Origin of the sequence: Kineosporia babensis, assembly GCF_021129305.1 — a bacterium.
GTDB classification, from domain to species: Bacteria; Actinomycetota; Actinomycetes; order Actinomycetales; family Kineosporiaceae; genus Kineosporia; species Kineosporia babensis.
This window is the reverse complement of the sequence record NZ_JAJOMB010000026.1, coordinates 105,592-122,888: the sequence shown is the minus strand read 5'-3', so window position 1 is coordinate 122,888 and position 17,297 is coordinate 105,592. Positions and strand designations below refer to the sequence as shown.

Sequence of the window (17,297 nt, the reverse complement as noted above, 5' to 3'; positions counted from 1 at the left end):
GGGTCAGGCCAGCTGGTTCCGGATGCCCTGCGTGTCGATCAAGGAGTGCACCTCGGCGATCCGGCCGCCCCGGAAGCGGTAGAACACGTGCTCGGCGAAGGCCACCCGCCGGCCGTTCACGGCGATGCCGAGGAACTCGCCCTGCGGGGAGCAGTCGAACCAGAGCCGGGCGGCGACCTGGTCCGGGCCGGTGAGCAGGTTATGGATGTCGTAGTGCAGATCTGGGATCCGGCGCAGGTCGTCGGCCAGGCGTTCGTGGTACTGGGCCAGGGTCCAGGCCTGGTCGTTGTAGGTGAGTTGGTCGTGCACGAACTGGCCGAGGTCGTCCAGGCGGCGCTCGTTCAGGGCGGCGACGTAGGCGCGGTAGATCCGCTCCAGGGCCTCAGACATGTTCGGGTTCCTCGTCTTCGGAGAGCTTGCGGGCCCCGCAGCGTTCGAGCCAGCGCAGGAGTTGCTGGTGCACGCTGCCCGCGCCGTAGAGCAGTTCCTCGTCCTGCACGCTGCGGTCGATCAGGTCGTCGTCGAGCTTCCAGTCGACCGGATGCACCAGCACGGCCTGGTTCTGCCAGCCACCCAGCCCGCCGTGCGAGCCGACCAGTTCCTCGAACGCGTGCACCTCGCCGGTTCGGGGGTGCAGCGTGGAGTGCACGTAGAGGTCCGGGGCGTTCTTCATCGAGGCCGCCCGGGTCAGGTCGGCGGCGGCTCGCGGGCCGAAGGCGGACAGTGGGTCCTGGCCCTCGACGACGTCGTCGAGCAGGACCCGGATGCCGGAGGGGCCCATCACCAGCGGGCCCCGGGCGCTGTCGACCACCACGAAGCCGATGCCCGGTTCGATCAGCAGACCGGGGATCAGGCCCGGATGTTTCTCGGTGAGCGTTTCCACGGTGAGACGGCCGGGCAGACGTGGGAACCAGATCAGACCGAGGTTGCCCGAGCCGACGACCACGAGCTCAGGGCGCCCGGCCAGATCCTCCGTACCCCGTCCCGCCGGCCCCGAACCTGCACCCGGGCGCACAGGTTTCGGGTTCTCAGTGGCCGGTTCCTCCACCCCCGATCGGGCTGGACCGGTCCGCTGCGGGCCCACGATCACCCCGGCCTTGTCGGCCCGATCCATCCGGCGCAGGGCCCGGCGTGTGCTCGGGCGGGCGGTGCTCAGCACATCGGTCAGGAGCGCGTTGAACGGCCCCCAGCCCTCCACGTCACCGGTCTCGGCCACCGTGGACGAAGCCCCGGTGTGCTCGCGGACCGCGGCTTCGAGCGTGCGGCCGGTCAGTTGCCGGAACGTGGCCCCTTGAGCCTGGCCGTGGTCGGACAGCACGACGAACTCGTAGTGCCGGGGCGCCGCGTCGGCCACCCGCTGCAGCGTGTACAGCACCCGGTCGATCCCGGCGAGCGCGTCCATCGACTCCGGGCGGGTGACCCCGGCGTGGTGCGCGATCTCGTCGTAGTCGACGAAGTCGACGTAGATGACCGGGGCCCCGGCGATCATGTGCTCGGCGACCAGGGCCACGTTCAGGTCCCGCAGCACCACGTTGGTCAGCCCGCGCAGGGCCACGTACGAACCGCGGCGGCGGATCCGCGGCTCGATGCCGCGCACCCGCTGCTGCCGGCCCTGGTAAAGCTCTTTCACGATCTCGGCGACGGTGAGCACCAGGGTGCGGGCGGTGACGAACGGGCTGAAGAAGAAGCGGATGTAGGAGCTACCCGGTCCCAGGTCTCCCCGGCGGGCGGCCCGGCTCATCACCATCAGCGCGGTCGGGGCATCCCCGCTGAACATGTTCGAGACGCTGACGCCCCCGTCTGCCAGCAACCCTCGTCCGTTGCTGATCCTGGCCTCGATCAGGGCGGCATCGCCCGGGCGGTTGGCCACGACCAGCTTGCCGGTGTCCTTCTCGTACCAGCGGAAGGCCGGGATGCCCTCGTTGCTGCCGTGCAGGATCCCCGCCTGGCTGGCCGGGGTGGTCGAAGGCACCTGAGCCCACCACGGCGTCATCTCGTGGCTGCCCGAACGCACCCACCGCGACAAGGTGGGCAGCACCCCCGAGACGATGCCGTTCTGCAGCAGGGGGTAGGGCAGGCCGTCGATCTGCACGATGACCACCCCGCAGGGCAGTTCGTCGGACGGCCGGCCACGCTCGCGGCCCCGACGGCGGCGCGACTCGCCGCGCCGGATCAGGTCGGCCACGATGTACGAACTGTCGTTGACCCCGACCACCCAGCGGGTGACCGCGGCCAGCAGCGCCACCAGCAACAAGGCCTGGGCCGCCGCCTCCACCCCGCTGACGTACACCCCGGGCACCAGCAGCAGCGCCCCCATGATCAGCCCGACCTGCGCGCTGAGCCCCAGCACCAGCGCGGTGATCGCCCCGGCCAACCCGGCGATCAGGCGCAGCGCGGGCCGCACCATCGCATCGAAGGCCGTGGTGACCGCGGCCACGGCGAAGGCCCACCACCAGTGGTCGATCTCCAGCCCCGCCAGGATCCAGGACGCGACCAGCAGCGCCGCCGCGTTCGGGACCAGGCCGATCAGGGCGTCGCGCAGGTCGCGGCTGGAAACGCTCAACCCTCTCGGCACACAGGCGAAGGTATCCGAGACCACCGTTGCGAATGCGGGCAGAGGCCAGTTCCGCAGACGCCCGAGGGACCGGACTAGATTTGCTCCCGCAAAGCCCGAACCGTGAAAGGAACCACCGTGCCCATCCCCCTGGTGATCGACACCGACACCGCGCAGGACGACTGCGTGGCGATCCTGGCCGGTCTGCTCACTCCCGAGGCCGATCTGCGGGGCATCACCATGGTGGCCGGCAACGTCGGCTTCGACCGTCAGGTCAAGAACGCGTTCATGACCTTCAACGTCGCGGCCAAGCAGGTCCCGATGTACCTGGGCAGCCGGCTGCCGCTGGTCCGGCCCTGGGAGTCCGCCGAGAACGTGCACGGTGACGGCGCCGGCGGTCTGGACATGGACTTCTCGGGCTTCGAGCCCGAGGCTGAGCACGCCGTCGACGCCCTGCTGCGGATGGCCGACGAGGCCGCGGGCGAACTCAACGTGGTCGCCATCGGACCCCTCACCAACATCGCCCTGGCTGTCCGCAAGCGTCCCGAATTCGCCTCGCAGGTCAAGCATCTCGTGGTGATGGGCGGATCGAACAACGCCCGGGGCAACATCACCGCCGCCGCCGAGTTCAACTTCTACGTCGACCCTGAGGCCGCCAAGATCGTCTTCGACGCCGGCTTCAACGTCACCGTCGTGCCCTGGGCCCCGCTCACCCTCAAGCAGGCGGTGTTCGGCCGCGACGTCCTCGACCGGATCGCGCAGATCGAGACCCCGCTGGCCCACTTCTTCACCAGCGTCTGCTCCGCCACCCTGGCCTTCGACGAGAGCGTGGGCATCCCCGGCACCACCCACCCCGACTCGCTCTCCGTCGCCGTGCTGCTGCGCCCGGAGCTGGTCACCAAGTCCGCCCAGTACAACGTGGACATCGAGACCGGCTCCGAACTCACCCGGGGCTACGCCGCGATGTCCTGGGGTGTGCACGGCCTGGCCGCCAACGCCACGGTGATCGAGGAGATCGACGCCGACGGCTTCCGCGACTTCCTGCTGGACATGCTGGGCCAGACCACCCAGCCGCCGCGGGAATTCACCGTCGCCGGGTCGAAGATTTAGATCGGCAGATCGGCCGCGCCCGCGGGAGCGAGTACCAGGGAACGACTCTCGGGGGCGTGGCGGGCGAGCGCTTCGGTGAAGAGCTGGCCGCCCACGTCCATCCATCCCCTGGGGAACCGGCCCACTACAGGTGCGTGGAGCGTCCCCCAATGAACCGGGACGGCGACCCGGGCGCCGATCAGAGCGACCGCTTGGGCTGCCTGCTCGGAGTCCATGTGGCCGCCGGACAGGCGAGGGCCCCAGCCGCCGATAGGGACGACGGCGAGGTCGATGGGGGCGTCGGCGATCTTGGGCAGGTCGGCCAGTTCGGGGTACAGGCTGGTATCCCCGGCTAGGTAGGCGGTGAAGCCGGGGGTCTGGACGAGGTGGCCGTTGGCGGAGTTCGGGCGGTGCGGCATGGGGCGATGGCCGTGGTCGGCGCGGACCAGGCGTACGCGGACGTCGGTACCAGGGATGTCGTACCACTTGCCGCCGTCGTCAATGCCGGACAAGCCTTTGCGACGTAGCCAGGCGGCGTTGTCGGGAGCGGTGAGTACGGGGACGCCGGCCAACAGCTTCAGGGAAGACAGTTCCGCATGGTCGTGGTGGAGGTGCGACAGGAGGACGAGGTCGGGCCGGGACCACGCGGGGGCGGAGGGGCGTTCACCCCTTCGGCGTAGAGGCCAGTTGTGGCGGCGCAGCAGGGGGTCGGTGATCAGGCGGGTTCCACCCAGGTCCAGGACGACGGTGGAGTGCCCCAGCCAGGTCACCCGCGGGCGGGGCGGAGGCGATGGTTCGGACGACACCGTGCCAGCATGGCCCCACCGGAACGCCTGCGCGCGACCGGCTGACATTACGGAGGAAATACGGTGCCTGGAGCCACCACGCTGACGGACGGCACCGTCGACGTACCCACCACGATCGGGCTGGCCGCGCTGATCGGCCTGTTCGTTACGGTGACGCTGGGCGCGATTGTTCCGGTCGTCCCGACGGGAGCGGCCGTCAGTGGGGCAGCGGCATTCGCATGGCATCACGATCCGCTGGTGGTGGTTCTGGTGCTCGCGGTGGGCGCGGCTGGGGCGTATGCCGGCGATCTGGGTACCTACGGACTGTGCCGGGTCGGGGGAAGGGCGCTAGCCAAGCGGTTGCGCTGGCTGCGGGACGACGATCACCTGGGTGCGGTCGAGGAAAAGCTGCATGAGAACAGCGTTCAGACGCTGCTGGTCTCGCGGCTGATCCCCGGTGGGCGGATTCCGGTGCTGCTGGCGGCGGCTTTCCTGGGATTGGACTGGCGCACGTTCCTGGTGGCCAACGCCCCGGCCTGCGCGTTGTGGTCGACGGTGTACGTGGCGCTGGGCACGGTGGGCGGCAGCGTTTTCCCGGAGCCGTGGCAGGGGGTGCTGGCCGCGATCGTGCTGGTACTGCTGGCCTCGCAGGTGACGGGGTACGTGAACCGGCGGCGGGAGAGGGCGGCGCAGTGACGATCTGGACCAGCTGCCCTTGCACCTCCACCGAGGTCTAGGAGCAGGACTTCTCCGCCCAAAGGATGACGAGCCCGACGTGAAGGTGAGCAAAATGGCACCTCAGCATGACGTGAGTTCTCATGTTCCCGGGTGAAAATGTCCGTATGCCCTACAGCAACACCGACGACACGCGCAGCGACAACGGCGGCGGCAGCAACAGCACCACGAAGGTGGACGGCTTCAGCCTGCGTGGCCTGGCCGATCGTGGCCGCAGCCTGCGTGGCCTGGCCCGCCGAGGCCTGAGTAGTCGCGGTCTGGATGGTCGCGGTCTCGGTGAGCAGGGCCGCAAGGTGCGCGGCCTGATCGACCGTGGCCTGAGTGGGCTCGGTGGTAGCGGCCGTGACTCGGGCTCGGGCGGCTGGGGCGGTTCGAGCGGCCAAGCCGGTTCAGGCAACCAGGCTGGTTCAGGCAGCTGGGCAGGTTCGAGCGGGCTGGGCGGTCCAGGCAGCCAGGTTGGTGGCGGTGGCCACGGCTACGGCCCGGCCGGCAACTCGGGCGGCGGGCCGGGCTACGTTGCGGACACCCAGCAGTACGGCGGTGGATTCACCAGCGACCACGAGTTCAACGGGGGCGGCGACGCGGGCTGGTCGGGCGCCGGGAGCAGCGACGGCACCGCGAATCTGGACAGCTCTGGCAACCGCATCTACAGCTTCAACAACGGCCAGGGCTTCCGCGACCGCGCGTTCGGCCCCCGGCCCGACCCACGCAACACCAACAGCACCGGCGGCTCGCCATCCGAGGGCGACTTCAGCCGGGCGCACGACAGCCACCCCGTCATCAATGTCGACGACCCGTCCACCGACAAGGCCGCCCTCACCGGCGTAGCCCTGCTCACCTTCGTGATCGGTGGCCTGACCGCCTGGGCTCAGGGGTTCCTGCCCGAGGCGATCCACTCGTTCGCCAACTCCTCCAGCGGCTGGACCGCGATCACCGTGCTGCTGATCTGGGCGGTCCGGGCCCGGCCGGTGCTCGCCGCGATGCTCGGCGCGGTCAGCTTCGTCCTGCTGACCCTCGGCTACACCGTGATGTCGCTGCTGCGCGGCGCCCCCTACGACCCGACCCTGCTCAGCGTGGTCGGCCTGATCCTCGGGCCGATCGTCGGCGTGGCCACCACCTGGCTGCGCGAGCACGGGCTGCAACTCGCTCTGGCCACGGCGGTGCTGGCCGGTATCGGCGTGGGCGAGGGGCTCTACGGATTCACGGTGCTCTCGCAGACCAGCCCCGTGTACTGGACGCTGACCTGTCTGGCCGGCCTCGCGCTGCTGGGCGGCATGGTGGCGAGGCGGATCAAGGGCTCGAACAACATCACCCTGGCCGTCGGCCTCACCGCCGTGATGGCCGTGGCGTTCGTGTTCAGCTACCAGGCGCTGGCCGCGATGCCGCTCTTCGCCTGAACTCTCCAGCAGCCCGGCCGGATCCTCCTCAGGGATGACGTCCTCCACCTGACGGCCCGGAAGATGGCACCTGAGCCTGATGCCCGGCCGCACCCGGCCGGGCGAGGATCATCAGCATGTCCTTCAGCAACGCCGGCATCCCCAGCAACGCGGCATCACAGCCGACCAGTGCTCTCCCAACCACCGTCAACGCGACCCCCGACATCGCCGCCGCGACGGGGGTGGCCACGCTCAGCTTCATCCTCGGCGCAGCCACCTCGTACGCCCAGGGGTTCCTGCCCAGCTCCGTCAACTCGCTGGCCAACTCGCACACCGGCTGGGCACTGATCACCGTGGTGCTGATCTGGGCGGTCCGGGCCCGGCCCGTGCTGGCCGCGATGCTGGGCGCCGGCAGCTTCGTCCTGCTGACGGTCGGGTACACATTCGGCGCCGCAATCCGCGGCTACACCTACGACCCGTCCTTCTACAGCCTGATCGGTCTCATCGCCGGACCGTTCATCGGTCTGGCCGCCGCCTGGCTCCGGGAGCGGGACCTGCGCGGGGCCCTGGCCACCGCCACCCTGACCGGCATCGCCGTGTCCGAGTCCTTCGTCGGTTCGCCCAGCTGCACAACAGCCCGGTGTACTGGACCGTGATCGGGCTGACCGGCCTGGCCCTGCTGCTGTTCATGGTCACCCGCCGCCTGCAGGGATCGGTCAACATCACGCTGGCCATCGGTCTGAGCGCCGTGGTCGTGATGCTCTCGCACTTCGCGGGCCTGCTGCTCAACGCCGCGATCATGGCCTGGAACACCGTCGGCTGAACGCCCGCGGTGTCTCGACCGGCCGGGACTGGGTAGAAATGTGCCCATGAGCGAACCGGAGTTCTGGTGGCGTGACGCGGTGGGTCCCGAATGGGCCGGGCACAGCTGGACCGCGCTGGAAGCGGCTTTCCAGGTGGCCGGGCCCTCGCCGGTGCTGGAAGAGGCGCGGGCCTGGTCGGACGAGCCGGCGCACGTGCTCTACGTTCGCTCGGCCTCGTTGCGGCGGGCTTACGGGTTCGCGGTGTCGGTGGCTCAGCGCGCGGCCCGATCGATGGCGGTCGAGCGAGGGTTCAGCCGTCACCTGCTGGCGGTAGGAGTGCTAGACGAGCTGTCGATGCCCGCCGACCCCGATCCGCAGGCCACCGCGGAGGCGCAGGCCAACCCCCGGCGGCAGCACTGGACGGCGGTGGACACCCGCCGCCGCTACCTGGACGACTACGCCAAGCCCCTGGAGCGCGCGGACCTGACCCTGCTGCGGCTTCCCCCGAAGGGAGACGCCGAACAGGTGCTGGACCAGATCGCCGACCGCCGCCGTAATTACCTCCGGGCCACAATCCTGGCCGGAGTGGTTCTGCCGCACGAGTTCGCGAGCGCTTACGGTGACGGGATTGCCAGCCGGTTCGGCTTCCCCCGCGGTGACGAGCCGGCCGACACCGCCAAGCTGACCGTGCTGGATCTGGACGCGCGGACCGGCTTTACAGCGCGTTGATCGTCTTCACCCCGGTGGCCTGCAGGGCCGCGGTCCGGACGTCGGGGCAGGTCTTCTTCATCTGAGCGTCCAGGTCGGCGCCGGTCAGGGTCTCGTTGAGCTTGCCGGTGCCGTTGCGCACAACCACCTTCAGCGTGTTGCCCAGCCCGACCTTGACCGCGGCCGGCTCCGCCCCCTGGGCACCCGAGACGATGCCGATCGTCATCTGGCAGGCGAAGGCCGGCATGCCGCTCGCTCCGTAGGCGGCCGCGGCCCGGGCGGTGAGCTCGTTGGCCTTGTCCAGGTACTCGTTCGAGTCCATCGACTCGCGTTCGGCACTCAGCGCCTGCATCGAGGCCTCGACCTCGGACAGGGCTTCCGGGTCGGCGATCTCGACCTTGAGCGACTCCGTGGCCTTCGGCCGCTCGGTCGGCTCAGCTGCCGACGACTCGGCCGGCTCAGCGGTGGACGTGGCCGTGGGACTGGGCGTAGAACCCGAGGCCGCGGGTTCGTCCGATCCCCCACCGCACGCCGCCAGGCCCGCCAACAACAAGGGCGCCACCACCAGCACCCGTCCGAACCTCACGCGCTGTGCCTCCGTCTCGACCACCGTTTCGGTCCCCAGCATGTCAGCCCGACCTGTCAGCCCAGGACCCCGGCAGCCCGAGAAGTCAGGACGTCCGCAGCCGCGCCAGGTCGTCGGCGATCAGAGCCACGTGCAGCGACACCCGGATGTCCGGATCGTCCAGGTCGGCCTTGAGCAGCTGGGCCAGCCTGGTCAGCCGGTCGTAGAACGCGGCCCGGGACAGATGCAGACTCGCCGCCGCCGCGGACTTGCTACCGGGATGCCGCAGCAGGGCCCGCAGCACCGGCAGCAACTGCATCTGGCCGGTCACCGAGGCATCGTGCAACCGGACCGGCTCCAGCTCGCGCTGCACGAAATGCCGCAGTCGCTCGTCGTCTCCGAAAAGTGTTAGCAGGCCTTGCAGATGCACATCCTGAAGCCGATGCACCAGCACCTCGGCACCGGCCCCCACCGGCAGTGAGTCCGCCACCTGCCGAGCCTCGGCCAGGCTCCGCTCGATCTCCGCAGCAGCATCCACGGTCCGCCCCGCACACACCACCACGCCGGGCCGAGGCCGCAACCGCCCGGCCAGCCGGTCCACCACCTGATCGGTGTCCGGCCCCAGCGGGAGCGACAGCAGCACCAGGATCTCCCGGTCGACCTCGGCCACCAGTGCCGGCACCCGGACCGCATGGGCAGCGGCGATCGCCGACGACACCACCTCGTCCAGATCACCCCGGCCGGTACCGATCGACGCCGGCCGCAGCACCAGCCCGGCGAACCGGCGCCGCCGCACCGGCAGATCCGCCAGTTCGCAGCGCCGCAGCAGATCGTCGGTGACCGGCTGGGTCTGCAGGGCCAGGAGCAGTTCGTGGTGATGACGCCGGCGCGAACGGTCCCGGTCCCGATCGTGCAGTCGGTGCAGGGCAAGGGACGCGGCGGCTCGCTCGGCGACCGCGACCAGCCGCTGAGGTGGTGGTTGCGCAGAACCGATCACCAGACGTCCCCAGTTCTGGTCCCGCGTGCCCAGCCGGGTGATCAGCCAGCCGTTCGCCTCGTCCCACACCGTCCGGTCCGGGCTGCCGACGGCCGCCGACCGGCTCTGCCAGCCGTCCAGAAAGCTGGTCTCCTCGCCCGGCCCGGGCAGAAAATCCAGGGGCCGGTGCTGCTCGTTCTCCAGTACCACCGGCGCCGCCGCCAGCCGGCTGACCGCCTCCAGCACCTGCGTGGCGCCCGCCTGCTCGAAGCTCAGCTCGGTGAAGGTCTCGTGCACCCGCTGGGCATCGCGCAGCTCGGCGACCTGCTGATCCACCACGAGCTCGCCGACCGTCTGGGTCACCGCGGCGAACCGCACCTCGTGAGTCAGCGCCACGAGCGGCAGACCGGACTCCTCGCAGGCCGATACCAAGTCCGCCGGCAGCGCGTCGCGCCAACGACGTCCGTACTCGACGAACAAACCCGCGCACTCGGCCTCGGCGAGACTCACCGCGAACTCGCGCAGAGCCGTCCTCTGCTGATCGGCCGGCAACCCGACCCCGGTGGTGAGCACCAGATCGCCCGGACGCAGCAAGGGGGCGATGTCGGCCAGCTCGGTGGCATGCACCCAGCGCAGCGGCCGGTTCAGGCGCTCGCGCCCGGCCAGCACCACCGGCCCGCCCTGCTGCACCACGGGCAGCTCCAGCACATCGGCCACGGTCAACTGCAGCATGCTCGACAGTCTGACGGATCACGGCCGCAAGAGCCGACACATCGTCAGGCTCTTCATCACCTCGCGCGGGGCACCATGGGGCGTATGACCTCCCGCATCCTGCACTGGGCAGACGGCGCCGAGTTCGCCGGAACCTCCGACCGCTGGGCCGACGTCACCAATCCGGCCACCGGCAAGGTCAGCGGAAGGCTGGCGCTGGCCGATCCGGACGACGCGGCTCAGGTGATCGCCTCGGCGGTGCAGGCGCAGGAAGCCTGGGCCGAGACCTCGCTGGCCCGCCGCACGCAGGTGCTGTTCGCCTTCCGCGAGCTGCTCAACGCCCGGCGGCCGGAACTGGCCCAGATCATCACCGCCGAGCACGGCAAGGTGCACTCGGACTCGCTGGGCGAGATCGCCCGCGGCCTGGAGGTGGTCGAATTCGCCTGCGGGATATCGCATCTGCTCAAGGGCGGGCACACCGAGGCCGCCTCGACCGGGGTGGACGTGCACTCCAAGCGGGTGCCGCTGGGCGTGGTCGGCGTGATCAGCCCGTTCAATTTCCCGGCCATGGTGCCGATGTGGTTCTTCCCGATCGCCATCGCCGCCGGTAACTCGGTGGTGCTCAAGCCCAGCGAGAAGGACCCGTCCGCCTCGCTGTGGATCGCGAAACTGTGGAAGGAGGCTGGACTTCCGGACGGCGTGTTCAATGTTCTGCAGGGCGACAAGGTGGCCGTGGACGCGCTGCTGACCTCACCCGACGTGGCCTCGATCAGCTTCGTCGGATCCACTCCGATCGCCGAGTACGTCTACCGGACAGCCTCTGAGCACGGTAAGCGGGTGCAGGCCCTGGGCGGCGCGAAGAACCACATGCTGGTGCTGCCCGACGCCGATCTGGACCTGGCCGCGGATGCGGCAGTGAGCGCGGGGTACGGCAGCGCCGGCGAGCGCTGCATGGCGATCAGCGTTCTGGTGGCGGTGGATTCAATTGCCGACGATCTGGTCACCCGGATCTCTGAGCGCACCCGGACCTTGCTGATCGGGGACGGGGCGGCCGGGTCCGAGAGGGAGGCGGACATGGGCCCGCTGGTCACCCGGGCACACCGCGACCGGATCGCCGGGTTGATCGGCAGCGGCGAGAGCGCCGGCGCCAAGCTGGTCATTGACGGACGCTCGGTGTCGGCCCGTGGGGACGAGGACGGCTTCTGGCTCGGCCCGACACTTTTCGATCATGTCAGCTCCGAGATGGAGATCTACCGCGAGGAGATCTTCGGCCCGGTGCTGTGTGTGGTCCGGGTGCCCAGCTACGAGGCGGGCGTCGAGCTGATCAACGCCAACGCGTACGGCAACGGCACGGCGATCTTCACCAACGACGGCGGTGCGGCCCGGCGCTTCGAGAAGGACGTCGAGGTGGGCATGATCGGGGTGAACGTTCCGGTTCCGGTTCCGGTGGCCTACTATTCGTTCGGCGGATGGAAGCGCTCGCTGTTCGGTGACACGCACGCCCACGGCACCGAGGGCGTGCACTTCTTCACCCGGGGCAAGGTGGTCACCACCCGCTGGATCGACCCGGCCAACCGTCCGGCCGGCGGCCTCGACCTGGGGTTCCCGCAGAATGTCTGACCTCAGGAACACCCAGGACCCGCGCCGCGCCTACGAACTCGACCGGGCGCACGTCTTCCATTCCTGGTCGGCGCAGGCTGCGCTCGACCCGATGGTGATCACCAAGGCCGAGGGCCCCTACATCTGGGACGGGCAAGGGCAGCGTCTGCTGGACTTCACGTCGCAGCTGGTCTACACCAATCTCGGCCACCAGCACCCGCGCATCGTCGCCGCCATCCAGGAGCAGGCCGCCACCCTGTGCACGGTCGCGCCCGCCTACGCCAACGGCGCCCGCTCCGAGGCCGCTCACCTGATCGCCGCACACACCCCGGGCGATCTGAACCACGTCTTCTTCACCAACGGCGGGGCCGACGCCAACGAGCACGCGATCCGGATGGCCCGGCTGCACACCGGCCGGCCCAAGGTGCTCTCGACGTACCGCTCCTACCACGGCGGCACCCAGCTGGCCGTGAACGTGACCGGCGATCCCCGGCGCTGGCCCAACGACAACGGCTCCACCGGCACCGTGCACTTCTTCGGGCCGTTCCTCTATCGCAGCGCCTTCAATTCCTCCACTCCCGAAGAGGAATCGCAGCGCGCCCTGAGCCATCTCGAGCAGGTCATCACCCTCGAGGGCCCCTCGACCATCGCCGCGATCATCCTGGAGGCGATCCCGGGCACGGCCGGCATCATGGTCCCGCCGCCGGGCTACCTGACCGGCGTCCGCGAACTGTGCGACCGCTTCGGCATCATGTTCATCGCCGACGAGGTGATGTCCGGATTCGGCCGCGCCGGAAAGTGGTTCGCGGTCTCGGACGAGGTGGTGCCGGACCTGCTCACCTTCGCCAAGGGCGTCAACTCCGGCTACGTGCCTCTGGGTGGGGTGGCCCTGAGCGACGCGATCTACGCAACCTTCGCCGAACGCGCCTACCCCGGCGGCCTCACCTACTCCGGCCATGCACTGGCCTGCGCCGCCGCCGTCGCCACCATCCGCACCATGGAAGACGAGGACACGGTGGCCAACGCCCAGCGCCTGGGCTCAGCGGTGATCGGCCCGGCCTTGCAAGAGCTGGCATCCAAGCACGAATGGATCGGCGAAGTACGCGGCACCGGCTGCTTCTGGGCCCTGGAACTGGTCTCCGACCGTGAAACCCGTTCGCCGCTGGCTCCGTACGGCGGAAGCAGCCCACAGATGGCCGCCCTGCTCAAGGCCTGCCGCTCCGAAGGCCTGCTCCCCTTCGCCAATTACAACCGCATCCACATCGTGCCGCCCCTCAACACTCCTGACGACGTCGTCCGCGAAGGCCTGGCCATGCTCGACCGCGCCCTCACCGCCACCAACTCGTAGCTCAGCTCAGGCGGTGGCTTCGGTGAGGGGTTCGGCCGGAGCCGGCTCGGCGTCTTCTTCGGCCCGGACCGCGGCGATGCCGGCCAGGATGAAGGCGCCGCCGAGGATCTGGACGAAGGTGAGGCGCTCGTCGAGCAGCAGCCAGGCGAACACCGCGGCGAAGGCCACCTCCAGCAGGCCGACGAACGAGGCCACGCGGGAGCCCAGCAGCGTGGAGGCAGTGATCCCGGCGGCGTAGGCGATGGCGGTGCTCAGCAGGGCCAGGGCCAGCAGCGGCAGCCACCACGGCACGCCGGCGCCGAACATCTCCAGGGTGCCCAGTTCGACCGAGAAGGTCAGCAGGCCGACCAGCCCCACCCCGCCGAGCATCACCGCCCCGAGCAGCAGCCCGGAGGCGGCCAGCGCGACCGGGGGCAGGCCGTCGTCGGTCTGAGCAGCGATGAAGAAGTAGGTGGCACAGCCGATGGCCGCGGCGAAGGCGAACAGCAGGCCCACCGGATCGACCGGCTGCAGCGCGCCCGGGCCGATCACCAGCACCAGCCCGACGATCGCGAGCACCGAGCCCAGCAGCACGGTGCGGTGCGGCGTGCGCCGGGTGCGGGCCCAGGCCAGGCCGACCAGCAGCAGCGGCGCCAGGAACTCGATCAGCAGCGCGGTCGAGACCGGGATGGTCTGGATCGCGGCGAAGTAGGCCAGCTGGGTCACCGCTACGCCGACGAAGCCCATTACCAGCACCCGCCGCCAGGCCTGCCGCAGCACACCCCACCGCCCACGCAGCGCGAAGCAGGCCACCGGCAGCAGCAGAAGCCCGCCGGTCAGCGCGCGCAACGTCACCGCCGCGACCGGCGACCAGCCGGCCTCCATCAGGGGCTTGGCCAGCACCCCGGAGGTTCCGAACGAGGATGCCGCGAGGAGGGCGGCGAGCAGACCGGAGGACATCGGTGAGAGCTTCATGCTTCTCCTTGGACGGGCGGTACCGTCAGGACTCAAGACCCCTGTTACCCCTGACGCTAAGCACGGCCCCGTAAGGAGTCAACTTGCATTTTGCCCCTGACACCGAAGAGGCCCTGGAGTTCGTCGTGACCCTGGGCAACACCGATCCGCAGGCCTCCCGCAGCGGCCAGGACGAAATCGCCACGGTCGGGCAGCTGGCCGAACTGCTGGCCCGTTACCCCTACTCCGGCCGGATCGACCACGACGAGGCCGAACGGCTGCAGGTCGTCGAAACCCGTTCCCGGTTGCGGACTCTGTGGACCCGCGAACGCGACGACGCCGTCCAGGAGGTCAACCGCATGCTGCGCGACGGCCGGGCGCTACCCCAGCTGGCGCGGCACGACGCCTCGGACTGGCATCTGCACGGCACGGACCCACAGGCCCCGCTGGCCCAGCGGATGCAGATCGAGGCGGCGCTGGCCTTCGTCGACGTGATCCGCACCGACACCATGGACCGGCTGCGGATCTGCGCGGCCCCCGACTGCACCGGCCTGCTGCTGGACCTGTCCCGCAACGGCTCCAAGCGCTTCTGCAGTGTGCGCTGCGGCAACCGGATGAACATGATCGCCTTCCGGGAACGCCAGGACCACAGCAGCTCAGCGCCGGGCCTCTAGCCCGTCCAGGAAAACCTCCAGCGCCCACGGGTAGGCACTCACCCGCATGGTTCGCCCCAGCGCACCGGCGCTCGCGGCGATGTGCGGGTGGGTCGCACCGTCCAGGTGGGCATAGACCGTCTCCCAGGCCAGCACGTCCGGCTGGCCCGCGGTCTGGGCCAAGGTCAGCGCGGTGGCGTCCAGCGCGGCCAGGCCGAGCGTCAGGTCGATGAACGCGTGATAGTGCCGGGCCGCCTCGTCCGGCGGAAAACCGGCCGCGCGCAATACTCCCAGGCCGGTCTCGATGATCCGGATCTCGTTGGGCCGGCCGGTCACCCGGGCCGCGGTGAGCGAGGCGATGCGGGGGTTGGCGACCAGCGCCGAGTAGACCCGCAGACCCAGGTCGTGCAGGGCGGCGCGCAGCGGCAGGTCGGGGTCGAAACCGTCCAGACAGCGGCCCATCAGGTCGTCGGCCATGGCCCGCACCAGGTCGTCCACGCTGCGGAAGTAGCGGTAGATCGAGGTCGGGTCGGCGCCCAGCATGCCGCCCAGCCGGCGCATGCTCAGCCCGGTCGCACCGTGTTCCTGCACCAGCCGGATGGCGGTCCGGACGATCAGGTCGTGACTGAGCACGACCCCCGTCTTGGTGGCCCGGCGTCGCCGGTTGGTCACCAGCCGCTCGTCGGCCATGAACACCCCGTTTCTTATGACAACACCATTGACGAAAATGTCACCCGCCCGGTTCCATGGCCAGGGACTTGAATACGGGACGAGCGAGGGGAACCTGCGCGCTGTGGCAGCTGACCTGGTGTTCACCGGTGGCCCGGTGCACTGCCTGGATCAGGGCAACACCCGCACCGACAGTCTGGCCGTGCACCAGGGCCGTGTCGTCGCGCTGGGCACCGAGGCCAAGGCCCTGATCGGAGCGAAGACCGAGCTGATCGACCTGAAGGGCCGGGCGCTGCTGCCTGGCTTCCAGGACGCCCACGTGCACGCCGTGTTCGGCGGGCTGGAGCTGGCGCAGTGCGATCTGACCGGCACCACCGACGTCCAGGAGTACCGCCGCCGGATCCGGGCCTACGCCGATGCACATCCCGAGGCCGAGTGGATCACCGGCAGCGGCTGGTCGATGGAGAGCTTCGCCGGAGGCGTTCCCACCGCCGACCTGATCGACGACGTGGTGCCCGACCGGCCGGTGTTCCTCTACAACCGGGACCACCACGGCGCCTGGGTGAACACCCACGCCCTGCGCAGGGCCGACATCACCCGGCAGACCCCGGATCCGGCCGACGGCCTGATCAACCGCGACGCAGAAGGCAATCCGGTCGGCGGGCTGCAGGAAGGCGCCATCGCGCTGATCGGCGACCTGGTACCCGGGGCCACCGCCGAGGACCGGCTGAACGGTCTGCTCAGAGCCCAGAAGCTGCTGCACTCGATCGGCATCACCGCCTGGCAGGATGCAATGCTGTGCGCCACCAACGGTTTCCCTGAGGTCTCCGACGCCTACCGAACCGCCGCCGAACGCGATCTCCTCACTGCGGACGTGATCGGTGCCCTGTGGTGGGACCGCGAGCGCGGCGCCGAGCAGATCCCCGAGCTGGTGGAGAAGCGAAAGACGTTTACCGTCGGTCGACTACGCTCGTCCACGGTGAAGATCATGCAGGACGGCGTGGCCGAGAACTTCACCGCCGGCATGACTGCCCCGTACAAGGACGCGTGCGGTTGCGCCACGGCCAACCGCGGACTGAGCTTCGTCGAACCGACGGCGCTGCGCGAGTACGTCCGGGCTCTGGACGCCCTGGACTTCCAGCTGCACTTCCACGCGTTGGGCGACCGTGCTGTCCGCGAATCCCTCGACGCCATCGAGAACGCCCGAAACGCGAACGGCCACAAAGACACCCGACCGCATCTGGCGCACTTACAGGTCGTCCACCCCACCGACGTCCCTCGTTTCAGAGCACTGGGCGCGACCGCAACGATCCAGGCGCTCTGGGCCGCTCACGAACCCCAGATGGACGATCTGACCATCCCCTTCCTGGGTGGCGACCTGGCCCGGCACCAGTACCCGTTCGCCGATCTGGTCAACTCCGGCGCCCGCCTCGCCGCCGGCAGCGACTGGCCGGTGAGCGACGCGTCCCCGATCAAAGCCGTTCACACCGCGGTCAATCGGATCAGCTACGGCGAGAATTCACCAGCCTTCCTCCCCGAGCAGCGCATCGATCTGCACAGCGCCCTGTCCGCCTACACCTCGGGCAGCGCGTACGTGAACCACCGCGACGACACCGGCACCCTGGCGGTGGGCCGGCGCGCCGATCTTGTCGTGCTCGACCGCGACCCGTTCGACGTTCCCAGTTCCGAAATCGGCTCCGTAGAGGTCAACCTCACCCTCGTCGACGGGGCGCCGGTCTACGAAGCGGGTTAGCTCCGCCCCGGGAAGTACAGCAACGACCTAAGGACTGTCG

General features: G+C 69.8%; 17 protein-coding genes. 10 read left to right on the top strand and 7 right to left on the bottom strand.

Annotated elements, in window-relative coordinates:
• Window positions 1–3 precede the first annotated feature (3 nt).
• Window positions 4–390: an ester cyclase gene (locus LR394_RS34765; RefSeq protein ID WP_231448925.1), complete on the bottom strand. Its 387-nt coding sequence runs from the start codon at window positions 388–390 to the stop codon at window positions 4–6.
• Window positions 383–2,575 (bottom strand): phage holin family protein, encoded by a 2,193-nt coding sequence (locus LR394_RS34760; protein WP_231448924.1) that lies wholly within the window; start codon window positions 2,573–2,575, stop codon window positions 383–385. Before LR394_RS34760 ends, LR394_RS34765 begins: the two co-directional genes overlap by 8 nt.
• Before the next feature lie 117 nt (window positions 2,576–2,692).
• On the opposite strand from LR394_RS34760, the gene LR394_RS34755 reads away from it, so the two are divergent.
• Window positions 2,693–3,664, top strand: a complete 972-nt coding sequence (locus LR394_RS34755) for a nucleoside hydrolase (protein WP_231448922.1) — start codon at window positions 2,693–2,695, stop codon at window positions 3,662–3,664.
• Here the strand turns inward: LR394_RS34755 and LR394_RS34750 are convergent.
• A complete protein-coding gene (locus LR394_RS34750) occupies window positions 3,661–4,449 on the bottom strand; it encodes an MBL fold metallo-hydrolase (RefSeq protein ID WP_231448920.1) in 789 nt (262 codons plus the stop codon). The two genes, LR394_RS34755 and LR394_RS34750, sit on opposite strands and share 4 nt — an antisense overlap.
• 63 nt (window positions 4,450–4,512) lie before the next feature.
• Between LR394_RS34750 and LR394_RS34745 the strand changes: the two genes are divergently transcribed.
• From LR394_RS34745 to LR394_RS34725, 5 genes are all read left to right on the top strand, one after another.
• A complete protein-coding gene (locus LR394_RS34745) occupies window positions 4,513–5,124 on the top strand; it encodes a DedA family protein (RefSeq protein WP_231448918.1) in 612 nt (203 codons plus the stop codon).
• Window positions 5,125–5,270: 146 nt separating this feature from the next.
• Entirely contained in the window at window positions 5,271–6,560 is a 1,290-nt protein-coding gene (locus tag LR394_RS34740; protein WP_231448916.1) for a DUF6518 family protein, read from the top strand.
• Window positions 6,561–6,676: 116 nt separating this feature from the next.
• The gene (locus tag LR394_RS34735) at window positions 6,677–7,195 is read left to right on the top strand and encodes a DUF6518 family protein (protein ID WP_231448915.1); all 519 of its coding nucleotides are present in this window, start codon (window positions 6,677–6,679) and stop codon (window positions 7,193–7,195) included.
• Window positions 7,180–7,362, top strand: coding sequence for a hypothetical protein (locus tag LR394_RS34730; protein ID WP_231448913.1), 183 nt, complete (start codon window positions 7,180–7,182; stop codon window positions 7,360–7,362). Before LR394_RS34735 ends, LR394_RS34730 begins: the two co-directional genes overlap by 16 nt.
• 46 nt (window positions 7,363–7,408) lie before the next feature.
• The gene (locus LR394_RS34725) at window positions 7,409–8,071 is read left to right on the top strand and encodes a hypothetical protein (RefSeq protein ID WP_231448911.1); all 663 of its coding nucleotides are present in this window, start codon (window positions 7,409–7,411) and stop codon (window positions 8,069–8,071) included.
• On the opposite strand, the gene LR394_RS34720 is transcribed toward LR394_RS34725, so the two are convergent.
• Together LR394_RS34720 and LR394_RS34715 are read right to left on the bottom strand one after the other, a co-directional pair.
• Window positions 8,058–8,636, bottom strand: coding sequence for a hypothetical protein (locus LR394_RS34720; protein ID WP_231448909.1), 579 nt, complete (start codon window positions 8,634–8,636; stop codon window positions 8,058–8,060). The two genes, LR394_RS34725 and LR394_RS34720, sit on opposite strands and share 14 nt — an antisense overlap.
• Window positions 8,637–8,721: 85 nt before the next feature.
• The gene (locus LR394_RS34715) at window positions 8,722–10,323 is read right to left on the bottom strand and encodes a PucR family transcriptional regulator (RefSeq protein WP_231448908.1); all 1,602 of its coding nucleotides are present in this window, start codon (window positions 10,321–10,323) and stop codon (window positions 8,722–8,724) included.
• Between the two features lie 84 nt (window positions 10,324–10,407).
• On the opposite strand from LR394_RS34715, the gene LR394_RS34710 reads away from it, so the two are divergent.
• Window positions 10,408–11,922: a CoA-acylating methylmalonate-semialdehyde dehydrogenase gene (locus LR394_RS34710; protein ID WP_231448906.1), complete on the top strand. Its 1,515-nt coding sequence runs from the start codon at window positions 10,408–10,410 to the stop codon at window positions 11,920–11,922.
• On the top strand, window positions 11,915–13,249 hold the full coding sequence (locus tag LR394_RS34705) for an aspartate aminotransferase family protein (protein WP_231448904.1): 1,335 nt from the start codon (window positions 11,915–11,917) through the stop codon (window positions 13,247–13,249). The genes LR394_RS34710 and LR394_RS34705 overlap by 8 nt, the downstream gene beginning before the upstream one ends.
• 6 nt (window positions 13,250–13,255) lie before the next feature.
• Here LR394_RS34705 and LR394_RS34700 read toward each other — a convergent pair whose 3' ends face one another.
• Window positions 13,256–14,203: an EamA family transporter gene (locus LR394_RS34700; protein ID WP_231448902.1), complete on the bottom strand. Its 948-nt coding sequence runs from the start codon at window positions 14,201–14,203 to the stop codon at window positions 13,256–13,258.
• An 83-nt stretch (window positions 14,204–14,286) separates the two neighbouring features.
• On the opposite strand from LR394_RS34700, the gene LR394_RS34695 reads away from it, so the two are divergent.
• Window positions 14,287–14,856 carry a CGNR zinc finger domain-containing protein gene (locus tag LR394_RS34695; protein WP_231448900.1) on the top strand — a complete coding sequence of 190 codons (570 nt, stop codon included), beginning with the start codon at window positions 14,287–14,289 and terminating at the stop codon, window positions 14,854–14,856.
• On the opposite strand, the gene LR394_RS34690 is transcribed toward LR394_RS34695, so the two are convergent.
• Window positions 14,839–15,525 (bottom strand): TetR/AcrR family transcriptional regulator, encoded by a 687-nt coding sequence (locus LR394_RS34690; RefSeq protein WP_231448898.1) that lies wholly within the window; start codon window positions 15,523–15,525, stop codon window positions 14,839–14,841. The two genes, LR394_RS34695 and LR394_RS34690, sit on opposite strands and share 18 nt — an antisense overlap.
• Window positions 15,526–15,628: 103 nt before the next feature.
• Between LR394_RS34690 and LR394_RS34685 the strand changes: the two genes are divergently transcribed.
• Window positions 15,629–17,257 carry an amidohydrolase gene (locus tag LR394_RS34685; RefSeq protein ID WP_231448897.1) on the top strand — a complete coding sequence of 543 codons (1,629 nt, stop codon included), beginning with the start codon at window positions 15,629–15,631 and terminating at the stop codon, window positions 17,255–17,257.
• The last annotated feature ends 40 nt before the right edge of the window (window positions 17,258–17,297 follow it).